Source organism: Anabaena sp. UHCC 0204 (genome assembly GCF_009711975.1).
Classification (GTDB): domain Bacteria; phylum Cyanobacteriota; class Cyanobacteriia; order Cyanobacteriales; family Nostocaceae; genus Dolichospermum.
The window spans coordinates 1,788-4,642 of sequence record NZ_VIKW01000083.1 but is presented as its reverse complement, the minus strand read 5'-3'; the positions used below and the strand labels follow the sequence as shown (position 1 = coordinate 4,642).

Genomic DNA, 2,855 nt, shown 5'->3' with positions numbered 1-2,855 from the left:
AGAGGTCAAGCCCTCGGTCTATTAGTACTCATCAGCTACATACATTACTGCACTTCCACTTAGAGCCTATTAACGGGTGTTCTGCCCGTGACCTTACCTACTTTTTGTAGTGAGAGTACTCATCTTGAGGTGGGCTTCCCACTTAGATGCTTTCAGCGGTTATCCTCTCCGCACTTGGCTACCCAGCGTTTACCGTTGGTACGATAACTGGTACACCAGCGGTGCGTTCCTCCCGGTCCTCTCGTACTAAGGAGGACTCCTCTCAATACTCTTACGCCTGCACCGGATATGGACCGAACTGTCTCACGACGTTCTGAACCCAGCTCACGTACCGCTTTAATGGGCGAACAGCCCAACCCTTGGGACGTACTTCCGCCCCAGGTTGCGATGAGCCGACATCGAGGTGCCAAACCTCCCCGTCGATGTGGACTCTTGGGGGAGATCAGCCTGTTATCCCTAGAGTAACTTTTATCCGTTGAGCGACGGCCATTCCACTCTGCGCCGTCGGATCACTAAGGCCTACTTTCGTACCTGCTCGACTTGTCAGTCTTGCAGTCAAGCTCCCTTTTTGCCTTTACACTCGTCGCACGGTTTCCAAGCGTGCTGAGGGAACCTTTGCGCGCCTCCGTTACCTTTTAGGAGGCGACCGCCCCAGTCAAACTGCCCACCTGAAACTGTTCCCCGACCGGCTCACGGTCGTGGGTTAGAATTCTAGCTTCGCCAGAGTGGTATCTCACCGTTAGCTCCTTATTCCCCACAAGGAATAATTCACCGCTTCCCACCTATCCTGCGCAAGCGAAGCCCGAACACAATTCCAGGCTACAGTAAAGCTTCATAGGGTCTTTCTGTCCAGGTGCAGGCAGTCCGTATCTTCACAGACATTCCTATTTCGCCGAGTCTCTCTCTGAGACACCATCCAGATCGTTACGCCTTTCGTGCGGGTCGGAACTTACCCGACAAGGAATTTCGCTACCTTAGGACCGTTATAGTTACGGCCGCCGTTCACCGGGGCTTCAGTCGCCAGCTTTACTTTCGCTGACCAGCTTCCTTAACCTTCCGGCACTGGGCAGGCGTCAGCCCCCATACGTCCTCTTGCGAGTTTGCGGAGACCTGTGTTTTTGGTAAACAGTCGCCTGGATCTCTTCACTGCGACCCACTTCTTCAGTGGGCACCCCTTCTTCCGAAGTTACGGGGCCATTTTGCCGAGTTCCTTAGAGAGAGTTATCTCGCGCCCCTTGGTATTCTCAACCTCCCTACCTGTGTCGGTTTCGGGTACGGGTAACATATGTTCATCACATAATCAGCTTTTCTTGGCACTATCCTTCACCACTCGGAGTTCGTAAACCCCTCCCAAACCAATCAGGGTATGGCTATCTTTTATGCGTCCCTAACTATGCTCCCATATCTTAGTAAGTGACTATTGACACTTTGTCCATCGACTACGCCGTTCGGCCTCGCCTTAGGTCCCGACTAACCCAGAGTGGACGAACCTGGCTCTGGAACCCTTAGGGTTTCGGGGTGTATGATTCTCACATACATTTGCGCTACTCAAGCCGACATTCTCACTTCCGTTTCGTCCACAGCTGCTCGCCGCTACTGCTTCTACCTACGACGGAACGCTCCCCTACCGATTCATACCTAAATATCAATCCCACAGCTTCGGTACATCACTTAGCCCCGTTCATTTTCGGCGCAAGATCGCTTGACTAGTGAGCTATTACGCACTCTTTCAAGGGTGGCTGCTTCTAGGCAAACCTCCTAGTTGTCTAGGCAATCTCACCTCCTTTATCACTTAGTGATGATTTGGGGACCTTAGCTGGTGGTCTGGGCTGTTTCCCTCTTGACAATGAAGCTTATCCCCCACTGTCTCACTGGCAATGTCTTCTTCTGGGTATTCTGAGTTTGTCTCGATTTGGTACCGGTCTCCCAGCCCGCACCGAAACAGTGCTTTACCCCCCAAATTTAACCATTACCGCTGCGCCTCAACACATTTCGGGGAGAACCAGCTAGCTCCTGGTTCGATTGGCATTTCACCCCTAACCACACCTCATCCGCCGATTTTTCAACATCGGTCGGTTCGGACCTCCACTTGGTGTTACCCAAGCTTCATCCTGGACATGGTTAGATCACCAGGGTTCGGGTCTATAAACACTGATTTATCGCCCTCTTCAGACTCGGTTTCCCTTTGGCTCCAGCATTCTCGCTTTAACCTACCAGTGCCTATAAGTCGCCGGCTCATTCTTCAACAGGCACGCGGTCATCCGTTAAATCGGACTCCCACTGCTTGTAAGCTTATGGTTTCATGTTCTATTTCACTCCCCTTCCGGGGTTCTTTTCACCTTTCCCTCGCGGTACTTGTTCACTATCGGTCACACAGTAGTATTTAGCCTTACGAGGTGGTCCTCGCTGATTCACATGGAATTCCTCGTGCTCCATGCTACTCGGGATTCAGCTACTATCCTTTGACTTTCGATTACGGGACTTTCACCCCCTCTGGTACAGTATTTAGCTGTTTCGTCTAGTCTCCGGGATTCGATATCGCTGTCCCACTACCCCAAAAGGTAAACCCTTTGGTTTAGGCTTTTCCCCTTTCGCTCACCACTACTTAGGGAATCTCTAGTTTGATTTCTCTTCCTCCAGCTACTAAGATGTTTCAGTTCGCTGGGTTGGCTCTTTCCTGTCTATATATTCAACAGGTAGTACATAGGGTTGCCCCATTCGGATATTTCCGGCTCTTAGTTTGCTTCCAACTCCCCGGAACATTTCGTCGGTAACCACGTCCTTCTTCGCCTCTGTGTGCCTAGGTATCCACCATTAGCCCTTATTAGCTTGACCACTTTTCTTTGCATCCACAT

General features: G+C 51.2%; 1 rRNA gene. It reads right to left on the bottom strand.

Going from position 1 to position 2,855, the window contains the following annotated elements:
- Window position 1: 1 nt before the first annotated feature.
- A 23S ribosomal RNA gene (locus tag FJR04_RS25690) occupies window positions 2-2,835 on the bottom strand.
- Between the last annotated feature and the right edge of the window lie 20 nt (window positions 2,836-2,855).